The 1,110-nt window shown below is 65.9% G+C and carries 1 protein-coding gene; it reads right to left on the bottom strand.

Features of this window, described 5'->3' with window-relative positions; all coding sequences use genetic code 11:
* The coding region (locus IE312_RS37910; RefSeq protein WP_306419874.1) for an amino acid adenylation domain-containing protein at positions 1-1,097 on the bottom strand (1,097 nt) is incomplete at its 3' end.
* Positions 1,098-1,110: the final 13 nt, after the last annotated feature.

Genomic DNA, 1,110 nt, shown 5'->3' on the forward strand with positions numbered 1-1,110 from the left:
AACCGGCCACCCGCCGGCCCGAACGGATCCGCCACGAACCGACCCGCCGTCAACGAAGGACGCCCCAGATAACCCCGCGCGACCCCCGCACCCCCCACATACAACTCACCCGCGACACCCGCCGGCACCGGACGCAACGCCTCGTCCAGCACCACCACCCGCAGATCAGGAATCGCCTCACCGATCACACTGCCCGCATCCCCAGCAGCCAGCTCCCGCGACAGACACACAAAACTCACATGCACCGTCGTCTCGGTGATCCCATACATATTCACCAACTGCGGCGACGCATCCCCATGCCGCTCGAACCACGGCACCAAACGCCGCAGATCCAACGCCTCCCCACCGAACACCACCCACCGCAAAGACAGACCCGCACCACCGGCCACCTCATCCGCCAGCATCAACTGATAAAACGCCGACGGCGTCTGATTCAGCACCGTCACCCGCTCACGCACCAGCAACCGACGGAAATCACCCGGCGAACGACTCACCCCGAACGGCACCACCACCAACCGCCCGCCATGCAACAACGCCCCCCACAACTCCCACACCGAAAAATCGAACGCGAAAGAATGGAACAACGTCCACACATCATCCGCACCGAAACCGAACCACCCACACGTCGACGCGAACAGCCGCACCACATTCCCGTGCGACACCACCACACCCTTCGGACGCCCCGTCGACCCCGACGTATAGATCACATACGCAGCCGACCCCGCCGACACCACACCCGACCGCTCCCCGGCCGACACATCCCCCGCCGGCAACCCCGCGGTCCCCGCCACCACCTCCGCATCCACCACACACACCGGCGCCGCGTCCTCCAGCAGAAACTCACGACGCTCCACCGGATAATCCGGATCCACCGGCACATACACCGCCCCGGCCTTCACCACCCCCAGCAACGCGACCACCAAATCCACCGACCGCGGCAACGACACCGCCACCCGGTCCTCCACCCCCACACCACGACCCAGCAACCAACGCGCCACCCGATTCGCCCGCCCGTTCAACTCCCCATACGACACCGACTCCTCACCACAGACCACCGCCACACGATCCCCACCCCGCCCCACCTGCTCCTCGAACAACTCCGTGAGGGTG

The sequence above is a fragment of the Streptomyces capoamus genome (genome assembly GCF_014654935.1).
In the GTDB taxonomy this organism is placed as follows: domain Bacteria; phylum Actinomycetota; class Actinomycetes; order Streptomycetales; family Streptomycetaceae; genus Streptomyces; species Streptomyces capoamus.